This is a genomic window from Variovorax jilinensis (assembly GCF_030316885.1).
GTDB classification, from domain to species: domain Bacteria; phylum Pseudomonadota; class Gammaproteobacteria; order Burkholderiales; family Burkholderiaceae_C; genus Variovorax; species Variovorax jilinensis.
This window is the reverse complement of sequence record NZ_JASZYQ010000003.1, coordinates 24,756-43,980: the sequence shown is the minus strand read 5'-3', so window position 1 is coordinate 43,980 and position 19,225 is coordinate 24,756. Positions and strand designations below refer to the sequence as shown.

At 70.4% G+C, this 19,225-nt stretch carries 17 protein-coding genes and 1 riboswitch; of the genes, 5 read left to right on the top strand and 12 right to left on the bottom strand.

Features of this window, described 5'->3' with window-relative positions; all coding sequences use genetic code 11:
- Position 1: 1 nt before the first annotated feature.
- The 4 genes from QTH87_RS11725 to QTH87_RS11710 form a co-directional block, all read right to left on the bottom strand.
- Positions 2 to 1,507 (bottom strand): efflux transporter outer membrane subunit, encoded by a 1,506-nt coding sequence (locus tag QTH87_RS11725; protein ID WP_286609130.1) that lies wholly within the window; start codon positions 1,505 to 1,507, stop codon positions 2 to 4.
- A gap of 32 nt (positions 1,508 to 1,539) precedes the next feature.
- Entirely contained in the window at positions 1,540 to 4,815 is a 3,276-nt protein-coding gene (locus QTH87_RS11720; RefSeq protein ID WP_286609128.1) for an efflux RND transporter permease subunit, read from the bottom strand.
- A 28-nt stretch (positions 4,816 to 4,843) separates the two neighbouring features.
- Entirely contained in the window at positions 4,844 to 6,091 is a 1,248-nt protein-coding gene (locus QTH87_RS11715) for an efflux RND transporter periplasmic adaptor subunit (protein WP_286609127.1), read from the bottom strand.
- Positions 6,092 to 6,300: 209 nt separating this feature from the next.
- Positions 6,301 to 7,164 carry an alpha/beta hydrolase gene (locus tag QTH87_RS11710; RefSeq protein WP_286609125.1) on the bottom strand — a complete coding sequence of 288 codons (864 nt, stop codon included), beginning with the start codon at positions 7,162 to 7,164 and terminating at the stop codon, positions 6,301 to 6,303.
- A 165-nt stretch (positions 7,165 to 7,329) separates the two neighbouring features.
- On the opposite strand from QTH87_RS11710, the gene QTH87_RS11705 reads away from it, so the two are divergent.
- Positions 7,330 to 8,244 carry a LysR family transcriptional regulator gene (locus QTH87_RS11705; RefSeq protein ID WP_286609123.1) on the top strand — a complete coding sequence of 305 codons (915 nt, stop codon included), beginning with the start codon at positions 7,330 to 7,332 and terminating at the stop codon, positions 8,242 to 8,244.
- 37 nt (positions 8,245 to 8,281) lie between these two features.
- Here the strand turns inward: QTH87_RS11705 and QTH87_RS11700 are convergent, their stop codons facing one another.
- Genes QTH87_RS11700 through QTH87_RS11670 form a run of 7 tightly spaced genes read right to left on the bottom strand, consistent with a single transcriptional unit; the run spans position 8,282 to position 15,386 of the window.
- The gene (locus QTH87_RS11700) at positions 8,282 to 9,277 is read right to left on the bottom strand and encodes an aminotransferase class I/II-fold pyridoxal phosphate-dependent enzyme (protein WP_286609121.1); all 996 of its coding nucleotides are present in this window, start codon (positions 9,275 to 9,277) and stop codon (positions 8,282 to 8,284) included.
- Positions 9,274 to 10,236, bottom strand: a complete 963-nt coding sequence (gene cbiB / locus QTH87_RS11695; protein ID WP_286610363.1) for an adenosylcobinamide-phosphate synthase CbiB — start codon at positions 10,234 to 10,236, stop codon at positions 9,274 to 9,276. Before cbiB ends, QTH87_RS11700 begins: the two co-directional genes overlap by 4 nt.
- Before the next feature lie 42 nt (positions 10,237 to 10,278).
- Positions 10,279 to 11,055, bottom strand: coding sequence for an ABC transporter ATP-binding protein (locus QTH87_RS11690; protein WP_286609119.1), 777 nt, complete (start codon positions 11,053 to 11,055; stop codon positions 10,279 to 10,281).
- Complete coding sequence (locus QTH87_RS11685) at positions 11,052 to 12,011, bottom strand: FecCD family ABC transporter permease (RefSeq protein ID WP_286610361.1); 960 nt, start codon at positions 12,009 to 12,011, stop codon at positions 11,052 to 11,054. The genes QTH87_RS11690 and QTH87_RS11685 overlap by 4 nt, the downstream gene beginning before the upstream one ends.
- A gap of 41 nt (positions 12,012 to 12,052) precedes the next feature.
- Positions 12,053 to 12,940, bottom strand: coding sequence for an ABC transporter substrate-binding protein (locus tag QTH87_RS11680; protein ID WP_286609117.1), 888 nt, complete (start codon positions 12,938 to 12,940; stop codon positions 12,053 to 12,055).
- Positions 12,937 to 13,497, bottom strand: a complete 561-nt coding sequence (locus tag QTH87_RS11675) for a bifunctional adenosylcobinamide kinase/adenosylcobinamide-phosphate guanylyltransferase (RefSeq protein WP_286609115.1) — start codon at positions 13,495 to 13,497, stop codon at positions 12,937 to 12,939. The genes QTH87_RS11680 and QTH87_RS11675 overlap by 4 nt, the downstream gene beginning before the upstream one ends.
- A 2-nt stretch (positions 13,498 to 13,499) precedes the next feature.
- Entirely contained in the window at positions 13,500 to 15,386 is a 1,887-nt protein-coding gene (locus QTH87_RS11670) for a TonB-dependent receptor domain-containing protein (RefSeq protein WP_286609114.1), read from the bottom strand.
- A gap of 97 nt (positions 15,387 to 15,483) precedes the next feature.
- A riboswitch (cobalamin riboswitch) is annotated at positions 15,484 to 15,720 on the bottom strand.
- Between the two features lie 69 nt (positions 15,721 to 15,789).
- On the opposite strand from QTH87_RS11670, the gene QTH87_RS11665 reads away from it, so the two are divergent.
- From QTH87_RS11665 to QTH87_RS11650, 4 genes are all read left to right on the top strand, one after another.
- A complete protein-coding gene (locus QTH87_RS11665) occupies positions 15,790 to 16,014 on the top strand; it encodes a DUF904 domain-containing protein (protein ID WP_286609113.1) in 225 nt (74 codons plus the stop codon).
- Positions 16,014 to 16,346 (top strand): cell division protein ZapA, encoded by a 333-nt coding sequence (locus QTH87_RS11660; protein ID WP_286609111.1) that lies wholly within the window; start codon positions 16,014 to 16,016, stop codon positions 16,344 to 16,346. The genes QTH87_RS11665 and QTH87_RS11660 overlap by 1 nt, the downstream gene beginning before the upstream one ends.
- 355 nt (positions 16,347 to 16,701) lie before the next feature.
- Positions 16,702 to 17,145, top strand: coding sequence for a universal stress protein (locus QTH87_RS11655; protein ID WP_286609110.1), 444 nt, complete (start codon positions 16,702 to 16,704; stop codon positions 17,143 to 17,145).
- Between the two features lie 73 nt (positions 17,146 to 17,218).
- Entirely contained in the window at positions 17,219 to 17,644 is a 426-nt protein-coding gene (locus QTH87_RS11650; protein ID WP_286609109.1) for a universal stress protein, read from the top strand.
- Positions 17,645 to 17,666: 22 nt separating this feature from the next.
- Here the strand turns inward: QTH87_RS11650 and QTH87_RS11645 are convergent, their stop codons facing one another.
- Positions 17,667 to 19,223 (bottom strand): malonate--CoA ligase, encoded by a 1,557-nt coding sequence (locus tag QTH87_RS11645; protein ID WP_286609108.1) that lies wholly within the window; start codon positions 19,221 to 19,223, stop codon positions 17,667 to 17,669.
- Between the last annotated feature and the right edge of the window lie 2 nt (positions 19,224 to 19,225).

Below are 19,225 nucleotides of genomic sequence, written 5' to 3'. Positions count from 1 at the left end.
CTCAGCGCGCCGCTGCCAGCTTCGCGACAGGCGTGCGCTCCGCACCGGCGGCGGCCACCGGGAGCGTGTCCCAGCTGCCGCCCAGCGCGCGGATCAGCGCCACCGTCGCCTGGTATTGCGCCGACTTCACCTGCAGCGCCTGCCGCCGGTTGTGCAGTTCGCTGCGCCGCGCATCGAGCAGGTCGAGCTGGCTCACCATGCCGTTGCGATAGCGCGAATCGGACAGCGCGGTGGCGCGCGTGGCCGAGGCCACCGCCTTGCCCTGCACGCCCGACTGCTGCTCGAGGATGCGCAATGAAGACAACTGGTCTTCCACTTCCCTGAAGGCGACCAGCACCTGCGCGCGGTAGCTGGCGAGCGCGCCATCGAGCCGCGCCGCGGCGCCCTGCACGCCGGCCTCGCGGCGGCCCCCATCGAACACCGGCAACGCCAGCAGCGCGCCGATGCCCCAGGAACGCGCCGACCACTTCAGCAGGTCGCCGATGTCGGCCGAGGCGTAGCCGCCGCCACCCGTGAGCGCGATGTCCGGGAACCAGGCGGCCTGTGCGACGCCCACGCGGGCCTGCGCCGCGAAGACCGACTTCTGCGCCGCCGAGATGTCGGGCCGGCGCGTGAGCACCGTGGCCGGCACGCCCGGCGGTATGGTCGGCAAGGCACTGCCCCAATCCCCGCTCGCGAGCGCGAAGTCGGAAGCCAGGTCGCCGACCAGCACCGCGAGCGCATGCTCGAGTTCGGCCCGGCGCCGGTCGAGCGTGAGGCCTTCGGACTCGGTGGAGGCCACCTCGGTCTCGACCCGCGCCACGTCGAGTTCCGCCACGTCGCCGGCGCGCTCGCGGCTCTGCGTGAGCCGCAGGGTGTCGCGATAGGCCTCGACCGTGTCGCGCACCAGGGCGCGCTCGGCGTCGACCGCACGCAGCGCCAGGTAGGTCTGCGCCGTCTCGGCCTCGACCAGCAGGCGCGTGCTCTGCAGCAGGCCGGCACGCGAATCGGCATCGAGCTTCGCTGCCTCGCTGGCGCGCGAGAGCTTGCCGAACAGGTCGAGCTCGTACGAAAAGTCGACGCCGGCCGTGACCAGCGTGGAAGGCCGCGGACTCAGGTTGCGGTCGAGCCCCGCGCTGCGCACCCCGCCGGCCGCGAGGCCGATCTGCGGTGCGCGGTCGGCGTCGGTGCTGCGTGCCAGCGCGCGCGCTTCCGAAAGCCTCGCGGCCGCAGCCTCGATGTCGGTGTTGCGCGCGACCGCCCGCTCCACCAACTGGTCGAGCAGCGGATCGCCGAAGGCGCGCCACCATTCGCCGCGCGGCTGGGACTCGGCCGGTGCGGAGCGGGTCCAGTGGCCCGGGGGCGCATCCGCCGGCTGCGCGCCGGCCTGCTCCCTGAACTGCGCGGGCATGTCGAAGCTCGGCAGTTCGGCCGGCGCGGTCGCGCACCCGGCCAGCACCAGGGCCGCCAGCAGCGGCAGCCATGCGGCGCGCCACGGCCGGTGCAATGAAGAAGATGTGGAACTCATGTCTGACTTTCGAGAAGGTCTTGGCCGGGGATTCATTCGAGATGCGCCAGCGGTGCCGCAGGCGATGGCCGCAGCGGCCCGCCGGCGGCACCTCCGTGCGCAGCCGCGGCGGAAGTCGGCGCCGGAGCGGCCGCAACGAAGCCATCGAGGTGCGGCACCTCGCCATGCAGCTTGAGCGGCCGGTTGCCCGTGAGGCGGCGCAGCAGCACGTAGAAGACCGGCGTGAGGAACAGGCCGAAGGCGGTCACGCCGATCATTCCCGAGAACACCGCAACGCCCATGGCACGCCGCATCTCGGCGCCGGCGCCGGTCGACAGGACCAGCGGCAGCACACCCATGACGAAGGCCATCGATGTCATGAGGATCGGCCGCAGCCGCAGCCGGCTGGCCTCGATCGCGGCCTGCACCGGGGTGCGGCCGGCGAACTCCAGTTCACGCGCGAACTCCACGATCAGGATCGCGTTCTTGGCCGACAGCCCCACCAGCACCATCAGCCCGATCTGGGTGAAGACGTTGTTGTCGCCGTTCGTGAGCCAGACACCGGTCATGGCGGCCAGCAGGCCCATCGGCACGATCAGGATGATCGCCACCGGCAGCGTGAGGCTCTCGTACTGCGCCGCGAGCACCAGGAACACCAGCAGGATCGCCAGCGGAAACACCCACAGCGCCGAGTTGCCCGCGAGGATCTCCTGGTAGGTCAGCTCGGTCCACTCGAAGCCGATGCCCGGCGGCAGCGTCTCGGCCGCGATGCGTTCGATCGCGTCCTGCGCCTGGCCCGAGGAGAAGCCCGGAGCCGGCCCGCCGTTGATGTCGGCGGCAAGGAAGCCGTTGTAGCGCATCGCGCGCTCCGGCCCGTAGCTGGGCTGGATGTTCATGAGCGCCGACAACGGCACCATCTCGCCGCTGGCCGAGCGCACCTTGAGCAGGCCCACGTCCTCGGCCCGCGCGCGATAAGGCGCATCGGCCTGCACGCGCACGCTGTAGGTGCGGCCGAAGCGGTTGAAGTCGTTGGCATAGAGGCTGCCGAGGTAGATCTGCATGGTGTCGAACACGTCCGTCACCGAGACCCCGAGCTGCCGCGCCCGCGTGCGGTCGATGTCGGCATAGAGCTGCGGCACGTTGACCTGCCAACTCGTGAACATGCCCGCCAGCTCGGGCGCCTGCTGGGCCTTGGCCATGAAGGCCTTCACCGCGCCGTCCATCGCGGCGTAGCCCAGCGAGCCACGGTCCTCCAGTTGCAGCTTGAAGCCGCCCGTGGTGCCGAGGCCCTGCACCGGCGGCGGCGGGAAGATCGCGATGAAGGCGTCCTGGATGCCCGCGAACTGCTGGTTGAGCTGGCCCGCGATCGCGCCGGCGCTCAGTTCGGCCGTCTTGCGCTGGTCGAAGTCCTTCAGGCTCACGAACACGATGCCCGAGTTGGAGCTGTTGGTGAAGCCGTTGATCGAAAGCCCCGGAAAGGTGATGGCATGCTCGACGCCGGGCTGCTTCAGCACGATGTCGTTCATGCGCCGGGTCACTTCCTCGGTGCGGTCCAGCGTGGCGCCGTCGGGCAGTTGCGCGAAGCCGATCAGGTACTGCTTGTCCTGCGCCGGCACGAAGCCGCCCGGCACCGCCTTGAAGAGACCGAAGGTCACGGCCACCAGCGCGAGGTACACGACCATCATCAGCGCCTTGCGCGAGATCGCGCCCTTCACGCCGCGGCTGTAGCCCTCCGAGCCGCGATGGAACAGGCGGTTGAATGCGCCGAAGAAGCGACCGAAGACCCGGTCCATGCCACGCGTGAGCGCATCCTTGGGCGCATCGTGGCTGCGCAGCAGCAGTGCCGCGAGCGCGGGAGACAACGTGAGCGAGTTGATTGCCGAGATCACGGTCGAGATCGCGATCGTCAGTGCGAACTGCTTGTAGAACTGGCCCGTGAGGCCGCTGATGAAGGCCAGCGGCACGAACACCGCGACCAGCACCAGCGCGATCGCGATGATCGGCCCCGAGACCTCGCGCATCGCACGGTAGGTCGCTTCGCGGGGGGTCAGTCCGGCCTCGATGTTGCGCTCGACGTTCTCGACCACCACGATCGCGTCGTCCACCACGATGCCGATCGCGAGCACCAGCCCGAACAGGCTCAGCGCATTGATCGAGAAGCCGAAGAGATGCATCACCGCGAAGGTGCCGACCACCGAGATCGGCACCGCGAGCAGCGGGATGATCGAGGCGCGCCAGGTCTGCAGGAACAGGATCACGACCAGCACCACCAGCGCGATGGCTTCCAGCAGCGTGTGGATCACCGATTCGATCGAGGCCCGAACGAACTGTGTCGGGTCGTAGACGATGCTGTAGTCGACGCCGTCGGGCATGCCCTTCTTGAGCTCGGCCATGGTGGCGCGCACCTCGTTCGAGATCTGGATCGCATTCGAGCCCGGTGCCGCGAAGATCGGCACCGCCACCGCGTCCTTGTTGTCGAGCAGCGAGCGCAGCGCGTAGCTGGACGCACCCAGCTCGAGCCGCGCCACGTCGCGCAGCCGCGTCACGGCACCGTCGGCGCCGCTCTTGACGATGATGTCGCCGAATTCCTCCTCGGTCTGCAGCCGGCCCTGGGCATTGATCGAGATCTGCATGTCGACGCCGGCCAGACCCGGCGAGGCGCCGACCACGCCGGCCGCCGCCTGCACGTTCTGCTCGCGGATCGCACGCACCACGTCGCTGGCAGAGAGGCCGCGCTGCGCCACCTTCTGCGGATCGAGCCACACGCGCATCGAGTAGTCGCCCGAGCCGAACAGCTGGACGTCGCCCACGCCCTGCACGCGCGCCAGCCGGTCCTTGACGTTGAGCACCGCGTAGTTGCGCAGGTAGGTCATGTCGTAGCGGCCGTTGGGCGACAGCAGGTGCACCACCATCGTGAGGTCGGGCGAGCTCTTGATGGTCGAGATGCCGAGCCGGCGCACTTCCTCGGGCAGCCGCGGCTCGGCTTGCGAGACGCGGTTCTGCACCAGCTGCTGGGCCTTGTCCGGGTCGGTGCCGAGCTTGAAGGTCACGGTCAGCGTGAGCAGGCCGTCGGTGGTCGCCTGGCTGCCCATGTAGAGCATGCCCTCGACGCCGTTGATCGATTCCTCGAGCGGCGTCGCCACGGTCTCGGCGATCACCTTCGGATTCGCGCCCGGATAGTTGGCCCGCACCACGATCGAAGGCGGGACCACCTCGGGGTATTCGGAGATCGGCAGGCCCTTGAGCGCGATCAGGCCGGCGATCAGCATCAGCACCGACAGCACGCCGGCAAAGATCGGCCGGTCGATGAAGAACTTGGACAGATTCATTTTCGTTTCCTCCCTCTGGAGCGGGTTCTCAGGACTTCGCCGCGACCTTCTGCACGGTGGCGGGCACCTCGGCCTTGGCGTCCATGGTCGTGGCCTGCGGCGCCACCAGCGCGCCAGGACGCACGTGCTGCAGCCCGTTGACCACCACGCGCTCGCCGGCGGCCAGGCCGCGCGTCACGACACGCAGGCCGTTGACCGGTGCGCCGAGCGTTACCTCGCGGTATTCGGCCTTGTTGTCGGCGCCGACCACGAGCACGAACTTCTTGTTCTGGTCGGTGCCGACCGCGCGCTCGTTGACCAGCAGCGCGGTGTCGCTGCGCGCCTGGCCCATGCGGATGCGCGCGAACTGGCCCGGGATCAGCGCGCCGTCCTTGTTGTCGAAGGCCGCGCGCACGCGCACCGTGCCGCTCTTCGCATCGACCTGGTTGTCGATCAGCTGCAGCCGGCCCTCGTAGGGCGTGCCGTCGCTGTCCGCCGTGCCCATCTGCACCGGAATGCCCTCGATGCGGCTGCGCGCGCTGGCGCCGCCCGGCAGGTCCCTGAGCGCCTTGACCACGATCCGCTCGTCGGCCTCGAAGCTCGCATAGATCGGGCTGACGGAAACCAGGGTGGTCAGCACCGGTGCGCCGGGACCGGCCGCGACCAGGTTGCCGGCCGTGACCTCGAGGCGTCCGGTGCGACCCGACACCGAGGCCCGCACCTGGGTGTAGCCGAGGTTCAGGCGCGCGCTCTGGAGCGAGGCCTGGGCCGCGCGCAGGCTGGCCTCGGCCTCGCGGCCGGCATTGCTGCGCTCGTCGAGTTCGCGCTGCGCGATCGCCTTCTCGTCCCAGAGCCGGCGCGCACGTTCGAGTTCGCTGCGCGTGAACGAGACGCGGGCCTGGGCGGCCGCGACCTGGGCCTCGGCGCGGTCGACCTCGGCCGCATAGGGCGCCGGGTCGATCGTGATCAGCAGCTCGCCCTGCTTGACGAGCGCACCTTCGCGGAAGTGGACGGCCTGCACGGCGCCGGCGACGCGCGAACGCACGTCGACGCGCTCCACCGCCTCGAGCCGGCCCGAGAACTCGTCCCAGGTGTTGACTTCGGTGGCGTTCACGGTGGCGACGCCGACCGGCGTGGCGCGCGGCGCCGCGACCGCGGGGGCGTCGTTGGCCTCGGCGTCCATGGCATGGAAGCCGAGGGCTGCCGAGGCGATCGCGATCAGCGCGGTGGCGCCGGTCAGCGCGGGCCAGAGGCCGCGGCGGACCGGGGAGGTCTTGGGTGGTTGTGCATGCGACATGATGAAAGGTCCTTTTGGTGACGCTCGGGAACACGACGCCCTCCCGCGCGGATGGCGCAGGACGGCGGGGAAACGGGTTGTTGCAGGGCGCACGGCTCCCCGGCGGGGATCGCCATGCGTTTTTCGAGGTGCTGCCTCGGCTTCGGGGGACGGGCCCCGGGGCGACCGGAGCCTCTCGATTCAGCGCACGGCCAGGCGTGCGCTGTCGCTCAGTGCGGCGGGGGGGCCGCGCTGAAGAAGTCGCGGAAGTGCTTCTGCACCACCGCCTCGCAGGCCTTGCAGCCCGAGCCTTCGGGCTGGTAGAGGGCCTCGGGCCAGTTCGCGGCGCCCGGCAGCACGCTGCTGGTGACTGCGATTCCGGCCTCGCCGAGCCGGCGCGCAAAATTCAGGGCCTCGTCGCGCATCGGGTCGTCGTGGCCTACGAGCACCAGCGTGCGCGCCATGTGGGCCAGCCGCAGCGAGGCACCCGGCACGGCATAGGGATGCGTGGCATTGACAGGCCGGCTCAGGAACTCCTGCCAGCCCGAGGCCCACTTGCATTGGGTGGCGTCGCCCGTGGCCTGGCGCAGCGATGCGGTGCCGGCGCATGGGTCGAGCATCGGCGACAGCAGAATCTGACCGGCCAGCGGCGGGTGCGCCCGGTCGCGCGCCATCATGGCGACGGCCGCGGCCAGATTGCCGCCGGCCTCTTCACCGGCCAGGAACACCTCGGCGCCCTTGCCGCCCAGCTTGACCCGCTGCTTGTAGACCCACTCGAGCGCTGCGAAGCCGACCTCGATCGGCTCCGGGAACGGCGCCTTGGGCGCCAGCGGGTAGTCGAGCGAGACCACCAGCGCCCCGGCCCCTGCCAGAAGACGCGCCACGCTGCGGCCGTTGTCGAGATCGCCGCAGACGAAGGTGCCGCCATGGAAATGCAGCACCAGCGGCACCGTGGCGCCGCGCGGCCGCTCGCCGTAGATGCGCGCCAGCACCGGTTCCCGCTCGGGCAGTTCGATGCGGATGTCGGTTTCCGCGCCGCAGGCGGCAGCCGGTGCGGCGGCGTCGGCGGTTGGCAGGCTCGGACTGATGGACATGGGGCGGTCTCGTGTTGGACAGTAGGTCAAATATAAGGCGGTGCCCGGGCGCTGCAACCGCGTCCGAACCCCCACTCTGTTTCCAATCGGCCAACAATGGGGGTAGGAGCGCATGCCAGAATTCCGCTCCCCCCGGCCTTCAAGGCCACCCCAGGAGCAGCATAGATGGATCAGATCCAGGGCATGCGGATCTTCGTCCGCGTCGTCGAAGCCGGCACTTTCACGCGTGCCGCCGATTCACTGGGCCTGCCCAAGGGCACGGTCACCAAGCAGATCCAGGCGCTGGAATCGCGCCTGCACGTCAAGCTCCTGAACCGCACGACGCGCCGCGTCACCGTGACGCCCGACGGCGCCGCCTACTACGAGCGCACCGCGCGCCTGCTCAACGACTTCGACGACATCGAGTCGAGCATGACCAATGCCCAGGCCAACCCGACCGGGCGGCTGCGCATCGACGTCGGCTCCTCGATGGCGAGGCTCGTGATCCTGCCGGCGCTCGCCACCTTCTGCGACCGCTACCCCGACATTCAGGTCGACCTGGGCGTCAGCGACCGCACCGTGGACCTGATCACCGACAACGTCGACTGCGTGATCCGCGGCGGCGAACTCGCCGACCAGTCGCTGGTGGCGCGCCGCATCGGCAACCTGCCGTGGATGACTGTGGCCTCGCCGGCCTACATCAAGCGCTACGGCGCGCCGCAGCACCCGAGCGACATCGAGAAGCGCCACCAGGTGGTGGGCTTCTTCTCGGGCAGCACGCGCCGCGTGTATCCGCACGAGTTCCACCGCGGCGACGAGCAGCTCGAGATCGCCGGCCCCTACCGCGTGGCGGTGAACGACAGCAATGCGCACCTGACTGCGGTGCTGGGCGGCTTCGGGCTGTCGCAGGTGATCACCTACATGGCCGAGCCCTACATCGCCAGCGGCGAACTGGTGCCGATCCTGACCGACTGGATGCGCCCGCCGCTGCCGGTGCACGTGGTCTACCCGCCGAACCGCCACCTGAGCGCCAAGGTGCGGGCCTTCGTCGACTGGGCGGCCGAGCTGTTCTCGAAGCATCCGCAACTGCAGCGGCTTTAGGCACGCGAGGCGCCGCGCCCGCCGCGATCCGGGCCTTCTAGGCCACCGCGCGCCAGCCATCGGCCAGCGCCTGCTGGCTGGCCGGCGCCAGCACGCCGAGGCGGACATGGCCTTCGAGGCCGAACGAGGCCGTGTCGCGCAGCTGCACGCCCACGGCGCGCAGGGCCGCCACGCGGTCGGGCGTCAGCGGGCGGTCGGGACGGGCGCAGAAGAAGTTGGCGACGCCGGGCAGACATTGCCACCCGAGCGCGCTGCAGATCGCCCCTTGCTGCGCCTTCCAGTCCGCAAGCACGACCCGGCTGCGCGACAGCCAGTGCTGGGCGGCAGTGCCGGTCCAGGCTTCGAGCAACGCGACACCGTGGGCGCCGACGGGCCAGGAGGGCGCCATGGCTGCCACGAGCGAGGGCAGCTGACTTGCCAGCGGCGCGATCGCATAGGCGGCGCGGATGCCGGTCAGGCCGAGCGCCTTGTTGGGTGTCCAGAGCTGCCACACCCTATTGCGCAAGGCGGCCGGCCAGCCCGATTCGCCTTCGAGGCGCAACGGCTCGTAGGCCAGGTCGAGCACGCAGGTGGCATCGGCCCGCAACGCGCGCACGAGGTCGGCCGGCGCGACCGTGGGCTGGCCCAGCGGGCTGGAGGGATCGCAGCACCAGGCCAGGTCGGCATCGTGCGGACCTGCCGCGGCCTCGAAGGCCCAGGTGCGCGCGGCGCGGACGCAGTCGCCGTAGGCGTATCGAGGCAGCAGCAGCCGACGCCCGCCCGTGCGTGCCACGGCGGCCGTGATCCGGAAGATGAACTCGCTCGCGCTTGCGGCAGGCACGATGCGGCCGGCCTCGACGCCGTGGAAGCACGCGAGGCGCTCGCGCAGCGCGGCGTAGGCCGGATCGGGATAGCGGCTTGCATCGGCCGCCTGCAGCGCGTCGAGCGCCGCGGGACAGGGGCCGCAGCCGTTGGCGTTGGTCGAGAAGTCGTGCGCCACGGCACCCAGCGCGTCGGGACCGCCGTGCACCGGCGCCACGGACCCGGCGTTCATGGCCGCGCCAGCATCCAGGCCGCGCGCCCGCCCAGCACCACGGTGCCGGCCAGCGCAGCGAGCAGCACCGCGCGCCCTGCGCGTCGGGCCGCCTGCAGCGTGTCGGCGGCCTGCGGCACCCGGCCCGCGGCGTTCAGCACGTAGACGCCGGGCTTGGCGAGCCGCACGCCCAGCCTCAGCGCCATCGCGGCCATCGGCCAGCCGCTGTTGGGCGATGGCGTGCGGCGCGCCTCACGGCGGATGGCGACGAAGCCGCAGTGGCCGTGGTCGCTGCGGCCTGCAGCACCTGCCAGCAGGAGGCAGGCCGTGAGCCGCGCCGGCAGCCAGGACAGCAGGTCGTCCGCGCGCGCGGCCCACTTGCCCGCCCACGTCCATTGCCGGCCCTCGCGGGTGCCGCGATAGCCCCACATCGCATCGGCCGTGTTCGCGAAGCGGTAGAGCGCGGCACCCGGCAGGCCCAGCAGCACGAACCAGAAGAGCGGTGCCACGAGCGAATCGCTGAGGTTCTCGGCCAGCGATTCGATCGCGCTTTCGCGGACCTCGGCGGCGTCGAGCGATGCCACGTCGCGACTCACGAGCCGGGCCAGCTGCGCCCGGCCTTCGTCGAGCGAGCGCCCGAGCGCCGACTCGACGGCCAGCACCTCGTCGCGCAGCATGCGCCAGGACAGCAGCGGCTTGAGCGCGAGCCCGGTCAGCAGCGCCGCCGCCACCGCAGGCAGTCGCGCGGCGAGCGTCGCGATCACCGCGGCCGCCATCACGACGATCGCGGCACCGAGGCACCAGGCCAGGGCACCGGCAGCGAAATGCCACCCGTGGCGCTGCGATGCGTCATCGGCGGCCGGAGCGACGAGCCGACCCGCGGCCGCCAGGTAGCGCCCCATCCAGACCACGACATGCCAGCGCGCCGGCGGCTCGCCGAAGCACAGGTCGATGGCCAGCGCCAGCCAGAGCGCCGCCATCGAGATCACCCACGGCGCGACCTCCACGGGTCCGTCCCTGCGTCAGCGCGGCACGGCCAGCCAGTGGCCAGCCACGCGATGCACCGCGACGCGCCGGTCGAACACCGCCTCGAGTGCCGCGTGCGTCGCCGGGTCGTCGCAAGGCCCGTGATGCAGCACCCGTCCGGCCGCCATCACGACCATCGAATCGGCGCTGAGGGCCGCACTGAGCTCGTGCAGCACGCTGACCACGGTGCAGCGCGCCGCGATCTGCGCGCGCACGGTCTGCATCCAGTCGGCCTGGTGCGGCGGATCGAGGTTGGCGAGCGGCTCGTCCATCAGCAGCACCTCGGCCTCGACCGCCAGGGCGCGCGCCAGCAGCACGCGTTGGCGCTCGCCACCCGAGAGCTGGCCCAGCGGACGCGTGCGCCAGTCCCAGGCCTGCGTGCAGCGCAGAGCGCGCTCGACCGCGGCCAGGTCGGCCTCGCTCGGCGCGGCCAGCCAGCGCTGGTGCGGCAGGCGGCCGAGCATCGCGACGTCGTGCACCAGCAGGTCGTCCGCACTGCCCTCGCCGGCCACGCCCTGGCCGAGCCACGAGAGCCGCCGGGCCCGCGCGCGGCCGCTCCAGGCGCTCAGCGGCCGGTCGAGCAGGCGCACCTCGCCGGTGTGGGCGAGCAGGCCCGCGAGCACCTTCAGCAGCGTCGACTTGCCGGCGCCGTTCGGTCCCACGATGCTGGTCCAGCGGCCCGCCGCGAGCGCCAGGTCGATGCCGTGCAGCACCTCGATGCCACCGAGCCGGGCCGACACGCCGCGCGCCTCGAAGGCGGCGCCGCCCGTCATCGCTCGCCCCGCGCCGCGCGCCGATGCATCAGCCACAGCAGGTAGCTGCCGCCCAGCACCGCGGTCAGCACGCCCACCGGAAGTTCCTGCGGCGCGATCAGCCATCGCGCGAGCAGGTCGGCCGCCATCAGCAGCAGCCCGCCCATCGCGGTCGACAGCAACAGCAGGCGCGCATGCGTGGTCTTGACCACGGAGCGCACCAGGTGCGGCGCCGCCAGCCCGACGAAGGCAATCAGGCCGGTCTGCGCCACCGCGGTGCCGGTGGCCAGTGCCAGCACCACGACCAGTGCCGCGCGCATCGCACCCAGCGGCAGGCCCAGGCTGGCGGCCGTGGCCTCGCCGAGCGCGAGCCCGTCGAGCACCGGCGCCAGCGCCCAGGCCAGCAGCACGCACAGCGCGCCGAGGCCGGCCATCACGGCGCAGCCGCCCCAGCCGACCAGCCCGGTGCTGCCCAGCATGAAACCCTGGATGGCCTGCATGATGTCGGCCGAAGCGATGGTGAGCAGGTCCTTGGCGGCGCCCAGCACCACGCCGACGATCACGCCGGCCAGCAGCAGCCGCAGCGTCTGCGCGACACCGCGCGCCAGCACCAGCGTGAGCAGCACCGCCAGCACCGCACCCACGAAGGCCGCGCCCGTGATCCCGAGCCGCACCGCCCACTGGGTGCTGGTCGGCGACAGCCCGAACACGGTCAGCACCAGCGCCACGCCGAGCGATGCGCCCGATGCGCTGCCGAGGAGGTAGGGATCGGCGAGCGGATTGCGGAACAGGCCCTGAGCCACCGCGCCTGCAAGGCCGAGCAAGGCACCCGCGAGCCAGGCACCGAGCGTGCGCGGCAGGCGGATGTCGGCCACGATCTGCAGCGCCACCGGGTCGTGCCGCAGCGCGAACAGGTCGTCGAAGCGCGTGCTGCCGACCGCGGCGCCGAGCATCAGCAGCAGCAGGCTGGCCACCATCAGGCCGGCGCCGAGCGCCAGCGCGCGGCGATGCTGGCCCTTCAACCCGCCTTCTCCTGCAGGCAGCGGGCCATCAGCTGCGCGGCCTCGCCCATGCGCGGCCCCGGACGCACCAGCACGTCGGACTGGTCGGCGCCGAAGCGGCAGACCCGCCCTTCGCGCACCGCCCGGATACGGCTCCAGCCCGGGCGCTGCTCCAGGCCCTGGCCGCTGCGTTCGCCGACCATGATCAGGTCCGGATCGGCACGCACCACGAACTCGGGATTGAGCTTCGGAAAGGGTCCGAGCGCCGCCGGCACGATGTTCTTCACGCCGAGCCGCGCCAGCGTCTCGCCGATGAAGGAAGACTCGCCGGCCGCATAGGGCCCGTTGTTGACCTCGAAATAGACGCGCGTGCGTGCCACCGAGGGCGGCAGCGACTGCGCTGCTGACGTCACGCTGGCGTCGATCGCGCGCCACACGGCCTGCGCGTCGTCGACGCCGAGCGCGCGGCCCAGCACGTCGAGAACCCGCCGCACGTCGGCGTGGTTCTTCGGTTCGAGCACCAGCACCGGCAGGCCCAGCGCCACCAGCCGATCGGTCACGCGCGACGAATTCGACACCAGCACCAGGTCGGGCTTGAGGGCGACGATCGCCTCCACGTTCGGATCGATCCCGCCGCCGACCTGCGGCAGCGCGCGCACCGACGCCGGCCAGTTGGAATAGCGGTCGACCCCGACCAGCCGGTCGCAGGCGCCGAGGGTGCACACCGATTCGGTCAGCGAAGGCAGGACGCTCACGATGCGCATGGGCGGTCGTGGCAGGTCGACCGCCACGCCGCGCTCGTCGGTCACCACCGCCGAGCGGGCCGGGGATGCCGTCAACGCCAGCGTCGCCAGCGCCAGGGCCGCGCACCACGCGTGCAGGAAGCGTCGGGCGATCGGCTTCATCCGGGCGCCTTGAGATGCAGGGGCAGGCCCGCAACCATCAGCGTCACGCGGTCGCACGCGGCGGCCACGCGCTGGTTCAGGCTGCCAAGGGCGTCGACGAAGGCCCGTACCTCGGCGCCCATCGGGATCACGCCGAGGCCGATCTCGTTGCCGATCAACAGCAGCGGTGCCGGCGTCGAGTCGACCGCGTCGAGCAGATCGTCGATTGCGCGATGCGCCACGCCGGGCGCCGGCACGGCGCCGACGGGCGCCATCAGGTTGGTGAGCCACAGCGTGAGGCAGTCGACCACCACCAGCGTGCGGGCGTCGCCGTGTTCGCGGATCGCCTGCCCGAGCGCCACCGGCTCCTCGACCGTTCGAATTCCCGGCACGCGTGCGGCTCGGTCCGCGCGATGGCGCGCGATGCGCGCGCGCATCTCGTCGTCGTGCGCGCGCGCGGTCGCGACCAGCACCGCGCGATGCACCGGCGAACGCGCGAGCCAGTCCGCCGCGAGCGTCTCGCCGCGACGCGACTTGCCGCTCTTCTGGCCGCCCAGGATCAGCGCGCGCTCAGCCATGCTCAGCGCGGCTGCCAGCGCAGCGTGAGGTAGCCCGCGCGGCCCTGCTGGTTGTAGCCATAGGCGGTCTCATAGCTTTCGTCGGTCAGGTTGGTGACCCGCGCCTGCACCGACCAGTCCTTGGCGAAGCGGTAGTCCACGTACAGGTCGACGGTGGTGTAGCTGTCCAGTGTGCGCGTGTTGGCCGAATCGTCATAGCGGCTGCCGACGTTGAGCGCCGAGCCGCCGAACTTCCAGGGGCCGGTCGTGTAGTCGATCGCGAGCGCGGCCTGGTTCTTCGCGCGGCGCGCCAGCTGGCGGCCGGTGATCTCGTTGCGCGGATCGAGCGAATCGTAGCTCGCATGCACGCCGATGGCGCCGAACTGGCCGTCGTAGCTCAGCGTGCCGCCCTCGATGCGCGCACGCGGCACGTTCTGCGGCAGCGTGGTGTTGGTGATGAAGCCCGTGATCTTGTTGTCGTAGGCGGCCAGCTTCACCGTGTGGGCGCCCTCGGTCCAGGCGATGCCGATGTCCGTGTTCTTGCCTTCCTCGGGCTGCAGCGCGGGATTGCCGAAGCCCGGGTAGTAGAGCTGGTTGAAGGACGGCGCCGCGAAGCTGGTGCCCTGCGAGATGTTGACGCGCCAGTTCTGCGTGATGCGGTAGGCATAGCCGGCGAACCAGGTGTTGCTGTCGCCGAACTGCGAGTTGCTGTCGTGGCGGGCATCGAGCTGCCAGCTGTGCGGCCCGTGGTTGCCGTTGAGGCCCACGAAGCCGGAGTCGATGGTGCGGTCGGTCACCGTGTACTGGGTGTCGCTCTTGACGTCCTGCTCGCGCCGCTCGAAGCCGACCACCGCGGTACCGATCGGCGTCACCACGTCGTTCTGCCACAGGTACTGGTTCTGCACGGTCTCGAACAGGCCCGGCAGGCTGTAGAAGTCGGCCACGATCGCACGCGTGTAGTCCTCGCTGCGCGAGTAGCGCAGCTGCGTGGTCCAGTCCGAGGTCACGAGGCCGCGCACGCCGACGAAGCCGGTCTGGGTGCGCAGCGTGCCGCGGGTGTCGCGGTCCGGGCCGTCGTCGTAGTGGTTGACGCCGTCCGCATACAGCATGCCGGCATCGAACTTCCAGTCGTTCGTGAGCTGGTAGCCGAAGGATGCATTGACCGCGGTCTGGTTGAAGGGATCGCGGTCGGCGTTGTATTGGCCGAAGGGCACGTTCGGGTTGGTGGCCGAGAAGCCCTCGTTGAGGGTGCGCGCGACGTCGAGCGAGTAGGTGGCCGCGCCCGCGGCGCCGCTGAAGCCGCCGGTGATCTGCTTGTAGCCCTCGCTGCCGATGGTGGTCGATGCGCGCGGCATGAAGACCGCGTCGCCCGACGCCGCCTTGCGCGTGAAGATCTGCACCACGCCACCGACGCCGTCGCTGCCGTAGAGCGCCGAGGCCGGGCCCTTCACGACCTCGATGCGGTCGATCATCTCGACCGGGATGTTGTCCCACACCGGGGTGCCCAGCGTGGCCGATTCGTAGCGCACGCCGTCGATCAGGAAGATCGTGTGGCGCGCCTCGGCGCCGCGGATGAAGACGCTGCTGGCCTTGCCGGCGCCGCCGTTGGCAGAGATCTGGACGCCTGCCATCCGGGCCAGGATCTCGGGCAGCGTGCGACTGGCCTGCTGCTCGATCTGGGCTCGGTCGATCACGACCGTGTCCGACACCAGCTGGTCGGCGCGGGTTGCCACGCGGGTGGCCGTGACAACCATCTCGGGCAGCGCGGTCGCCGCCTGCTGGGCTGACGAGACGGCAGGCAGGGCCGCGAGACCGGCCAGCACGGCAAGGGGCGCACCGAGCGCGGACGGGACAAAGGGAGCGCGCGGCAACGGCCGCGACGAGGCGCACCGGACGGTGGGCGTGGACAAAGCGCAGATTTTCATGGGAGCGACAGAAGATCAAGGTCCCTCGCCGGCTTCCCCGCCGGCGCTTGGACGTCATGGCTGCTGCATGCCTTGCGGGCATGCGGCGGCCGCCTCGTTGGCCGGTATCCGGGCTGGCAGCGCGTCCCTCGCCGCCTTCCCAGGCACCTGTTTCAGGGCGCCCAGTGGCTGATTGACGAAGGTGGCACCCGAGGGTGCCGGCTGCTTGACCGTTGCGGGGGCAGCGCAGGCGGGTCCGGCCCGATGGGCCTCGTCTCCTGCTTCCCGTTGAACTGCGACGCGTGAACCGCGGCGCGAGCACCAACGCGCGGAATTGTAGGGTTTGTCGGCATCGACCCGCGACGTCGGCACGCCAACGCGGCGGCGGCCGAATCTACAATCGCCCTCCATGCCCGCATCCAGCCGTATCGACCAGATCGCCGAGCGCGTCGAGCGCCTGCTCGTGCGCCACGAAGAAATACAGCGCACCAACGCGTTGCTGCAGGACCAGGTCGACGCGCTCACGCGTGAACGCGACACGCTCCGCTCCCGGCTCGGTGCCGCCCGCACCCGGCTCGACGCCCTTCTCGATCAGCTCCCGGCCGATCCCACTCACGACGCCAGCTCCTCCTGATGAAACAAGTCGAAGTCCAGATCATGGGCCAGAGCTACCTGCTCGGCTGCCCCGAAGGTGGCGAGGCCCAATTGCGCGACGCGGTCGAAAGAGTCGATAGCGCCATGTGCAAGATTCGCGACGCCGGCAAGGTGAAGGCGCGCGACCGCATCGCGGTGCTGGCCTCGCTCAACCTGGCCTTCGACCTGGTGCAGCGCGAAGCCGCGGCCGATGCAGCGTCCAGTGCTGCAGTGCCCGCCGCCGCCGACGCTGCAGGCGACGACGATGCGCAGGCCGCGCAGCTCATCCAGCGCCTGGATCACGCGCTCGCGGGCGACGGCCACCTGCTTTAGGCGCCGCGCGCGCAGCAGGCGTAAAATACGCATCGTCTGCGGTGCGAGGTCGGGCTCTATATTTCCTTGTACCAATGCTCTTTGGAGCAGGGCTTGGAATATCGCTTGGCAGGTGTGATCATCTCGCGTCAGATGAACCCGAAGTCTTGCTGACCTCGCCCACCTGAACCCTGGTTCAGGATGCGGGTTCGGCCCACACTCGCAGACACCTATCACCCAGCCCCGGCCGCGTTCTTCGCCGCCGTGGCTTTTTTTGCCTGGGCCACCGGCTTTTCCCCACGCATTGACCGAGATCAACGCAGCCGCGTGCGGCGCTGGCTTAAGCTTTGCCGGTCGAAGCCATGAAGGAACCCTCATGTTCAAGCGCATCCTCGTCGCCACCGATGGCTCGCCGCTGTCGAAGAAGGCCGTCGCCAGCGCGATTGCATTGGCAGCCCAGAACGGCGCCGAACTGGTCGCTCTGACCGTCGTGCCGCGCTACCCGACCAACTATTTCGACGGCGCCGCGGTCTTCACGCCAGAAGACATCGGCCGCATCGAAAAGCAGTGGGCCGACGCGGCACAGGCCTCGCTCGACGCAGTGGCTGCCGAAGCAAAGACCCACGGCATCAAGGTCACCACGGCCACGGTCGGTTCCGACCTGGTCGCCGAAGCCATCATTGCGGCCGCCAAGAAGCACGCGAGCGACCTCATCGTGATGGCCTCGCACGGCCGCCAGGGACTCAAGCGCCTGTTGCTCGGCAGCGAGACCCAGCATGTGCTCACGCACTCCGAGCTGCCCGTCTTGGTGCTGCGCTGAGTCAGGTTTATAACCAGGCACGCGGCAGACATCGCGTGCCGCCCCTTTTCCCCAAACACACGAGAGGCCACCCATGAAGATCCTGATCGCCATCGACGGCAGCGCCCACACCCAGAAGGCACTCGACTACCTGGCCAGGCACCGCAGCATGTTCGTCGAGGGCAACGAACTGGTGCTGGTCCACGTGTGCGTGGGCGTGCCCGGACACGTCACGCGCCACCTCAGCAAGGGCCTGGTGGCCGAGTACTACGCCGAGGAAATTGCCAAGGTGATCGAACCCGTTGAGGCCATGCTCGCGAAGCTCGGCATCACGGGCTACGCGATCGACTCGCGCCACGGCCACGCGGCCGAGGAGATCCTCAAGTCGGCGCTCGCAGTGGGCGCCGAAATGATCGTCATGGGCACGCACGGCCACGGCATCTTCGGCCGCGCGCTGATGGGCTCGGTCGCCACCAAGGTGGTGGCCTCGACCGACATCTCGGTCCTGCTGGTGCAGTAGCAGCAGGCGCCAGAAGCGCCGATCAGCGCTTGAACAGCCCCTGGTGCTGCTCGCGCAGCAGCGCCTTCTGCACCTTGCCCATGGCGTTTCGTGGCAATTCCGCCACCACGAAGCAGCGCTTCGGAATCTTGAAGTTGGCGAGCCGGCCCTTGAGTTCGGCGAGGATCACCTCGCCGTCGAGCGTGGCGCCCGCCCGTGCCGTCACGATCGCCACCCCCACCTCGCCGAAGTCGCCGTGCGGCACGCCGACGATCGCGCTCTCGGCGACGCCGGGCAGGTCGTTGATGTAGCCCTCGATCTCGGCCGGATAGACGTTGTAGCCGCCGCTGATGATGAGGTCCTTGCTGCGCCCGACGATCGTGACGTAGCCCAGGCCGTCGATCTTGCCGACGTCGCCGGTCTTGAAGTAGCCGTCGGCCGTGAACTCCTCGCGGGTCTTTTCAGGCATGCGCCAGTAGCCCGCGAACACGTTGGGTCCGTCGACCTGGATGTGGCCGATCTCGTCGCCCGGACAGGGCTCGCCCTCGTCGTCGCGCACGCGCAGCTGGACGCCGGGCAGCGGAAAGCCCACCGTGCCGCCGCGCCGCGCGCCCTGCACCGGGCTGTAGGGGTTGGAGGTCAGCATCGCGGTCTCGCTCATGCCGTAGCGCTCGAGGATGGTGTGGCCGGTGCGCGAGCGCCATTCGTTGAAGGTCTCGATCAGCAGAGGCGCAGAACCCGAGATGAAGAGCCGCATGTTGCGGCAGGCCTTCTTCGTGAGGCTGCGCTCGGCCAGCATGCGCACGTAGAGCGTGGGCACGCCCATGAACACCGTGGCCTCGGGCAGGCGGGCGACCACCCGCGCGGGATCGAAGCGGTTGAGCCAGATCATGCGGCTGCCGTTGATCAGCGCGCCGTGGATGGCGACGAACAGGCCGTGCACGTGGAAGATCGGCAGCGCATGGATCAGCACGTCGCCGCCCTCGGCAACACTGCGCCAGCCCCAGTAGTCCTTGAGCACCTCGGCGTTGGAGGACAGGTTGCGGTGCGTGAGCATCGCGCCCTTGCTGCGGCCGGTGGTGCCGCTGGTGTAGAGGATCGCCGCCAGGTCGTCGTCCTTGCGTGCCGCGACCGTGTGCCGGTCGCTGCACTGTGCCGCCACCTCGAGCAGCGTGCCCGTGCGGTCGTCGTCGAGCGTGAACACGTGACGCGTGCCGGCTGCGGTGGCGATCGGCGCCACCCAGGCGGCATTGGCACTGCTGCAGACCACCACGGCCGGTTCGGCGTTGCCGATGAAGTAGTCGATCTCGGCGCCGCGATAGGCGGTGTTGAGCGGCAGAAAGACATAGCCGGCGCGCAGGGTCGCGAGGTACAGCACCATGGCCTCGACCGACTTCTCGACCTGCACCGCGATTCGCGCTCCGGGCTCGAGGTCCAGCGCGTCAAGCAGGTTGGCGATCATCGCGCTCGCGCGGTCGAGGTCGCGCCACGAGTAGAAGAGGCCGTCGTCGGTCTCGACCGCGATGGCGTCGAGGTTGCTCGGGAAGGCCGCGCGCAGCACGGCGAAGAGATTGGCGTTGGCGTCGTCGGTAGAGGTCATGG

Excerpts from the sequence above, each read along its gene's own strand:
- QTH87_RS11660 (WP_286609111.1), top strand. The coding sequence starts at position 16,014 with ATGAAACAAGTCGAAGTCCAGATCATGGGCCAGAGCTACCTGCTCGGC.
- QTH87_RS11665 (WP_286609113.1), top strand. The coding sequence starts at position 15,790 with ATGCCCGCATCCAGCCGTATCGACCAGATCGCCGAGCGCGTCGAGCGC.
- QTH87_RS11725 (WP_286609130.1), bottom strand. The coding sequence starts at position 1,507 with ATGAGTTCCACATCTTCTTCATTGCACCGGCCGTGGCGCGCCGCATGG.
- QTH87_RS11705 (WP_286609123.1), top strand. The coding sequence starts at position 7,330 with ATGGATCAGATCCAGGGCATGCGGATCTTCGTCCGCGTCGTCGAAGCC.
- QTH87_RS11700 (WP_286609121.1), bottom strand. The coding sequence starts at position 9,277 with ATGAACGCCGGGTCCGTGGCGCCGGTGCACGGCGGTCCCGACGCGCTG.
- QTH87_RS11645 (WP_286609108.1), bottom strand. The coding sequence starts at position 19,223 with ATGACCTCTACCGACGACGCCAACGCCAATCTCTTCGCCGTGCTGCGC.
- QTH87_RS11710 (WP_286609125.1), bottom strand. The coding sequence starts at position 7,164 with ATGTCCATCAGTCCGAGCCTGCCAACCGCCGACGCCGCCGCACCGGCT.
- QTH87_RS11650 (WP_286609109.1), top strand. The coding sequence starts at position 17,219 with ATGAAGATCCTGATCGCCATCGACGGCAGCGCCCACACCCAGAAGGCA.
- QTH87_RS11720 (WP_286609128.1), bottom strand. The coding sequence starts at position 4,815 with ATGAATCTGTCCAAGTTCTTCATCGACCGGCCGATCTTTGCCGGCGTG.
- QTH87_RS11690 (WP_286609119.1), bottom strand. The coding sequence starts at position 11,055 with ATGACGGGCGGCGCCGCCTTCGAGGCGCGCGGCGTGTCGGCCCGGCTC.
- QTH87_RS11655 (WP_286609110.1), top strand. The coding sequence starts at position 16,702 with ATGTTCAAGCGCATCCTCGTCGCCACCGATGGCTCGCCGCTGTCGAAG.
- cbiB (WP_286610363.1), bottom strand. The coding sequence starts at position 10,236 with ATGGCGGCGCTCTGGCTGGCGCTGGCCATCGACCTGTGCTTCGGCGAG.
- QTH87_RS11680 (WP_286609117.1), bottom strand. The coding sequence starts at position 12,940 with ATGAAGCCGATCGCCCGACGCTTCCTGCACGCGTGGTGCGCGGCCCTG.
- QTH87_RS11675 (WP_286609115.1), bottom strand. The coding sequence starts at position 13,497 with ATGGCTGAGCGCGCGCTGATCCTGGGCGGCCAGAAGAGCGGCAAGTCG.
- QTH87_RS11685 (WP_286610361.1), bottom strand. The coding sequence starts at position 12,011 with ATGGTGGCCAGCCTGCTGCTGCTGATGCTCGGCGCCGCGGTCGGCAGC.
- QTH87_RS11715 (WP_286609127.1), bottom strand. The coding sequence starts at position 6,091 with ATGTCGCATGCACAACCACCCAAGACCTCCCCGGTCCGCCGCGGCCTC.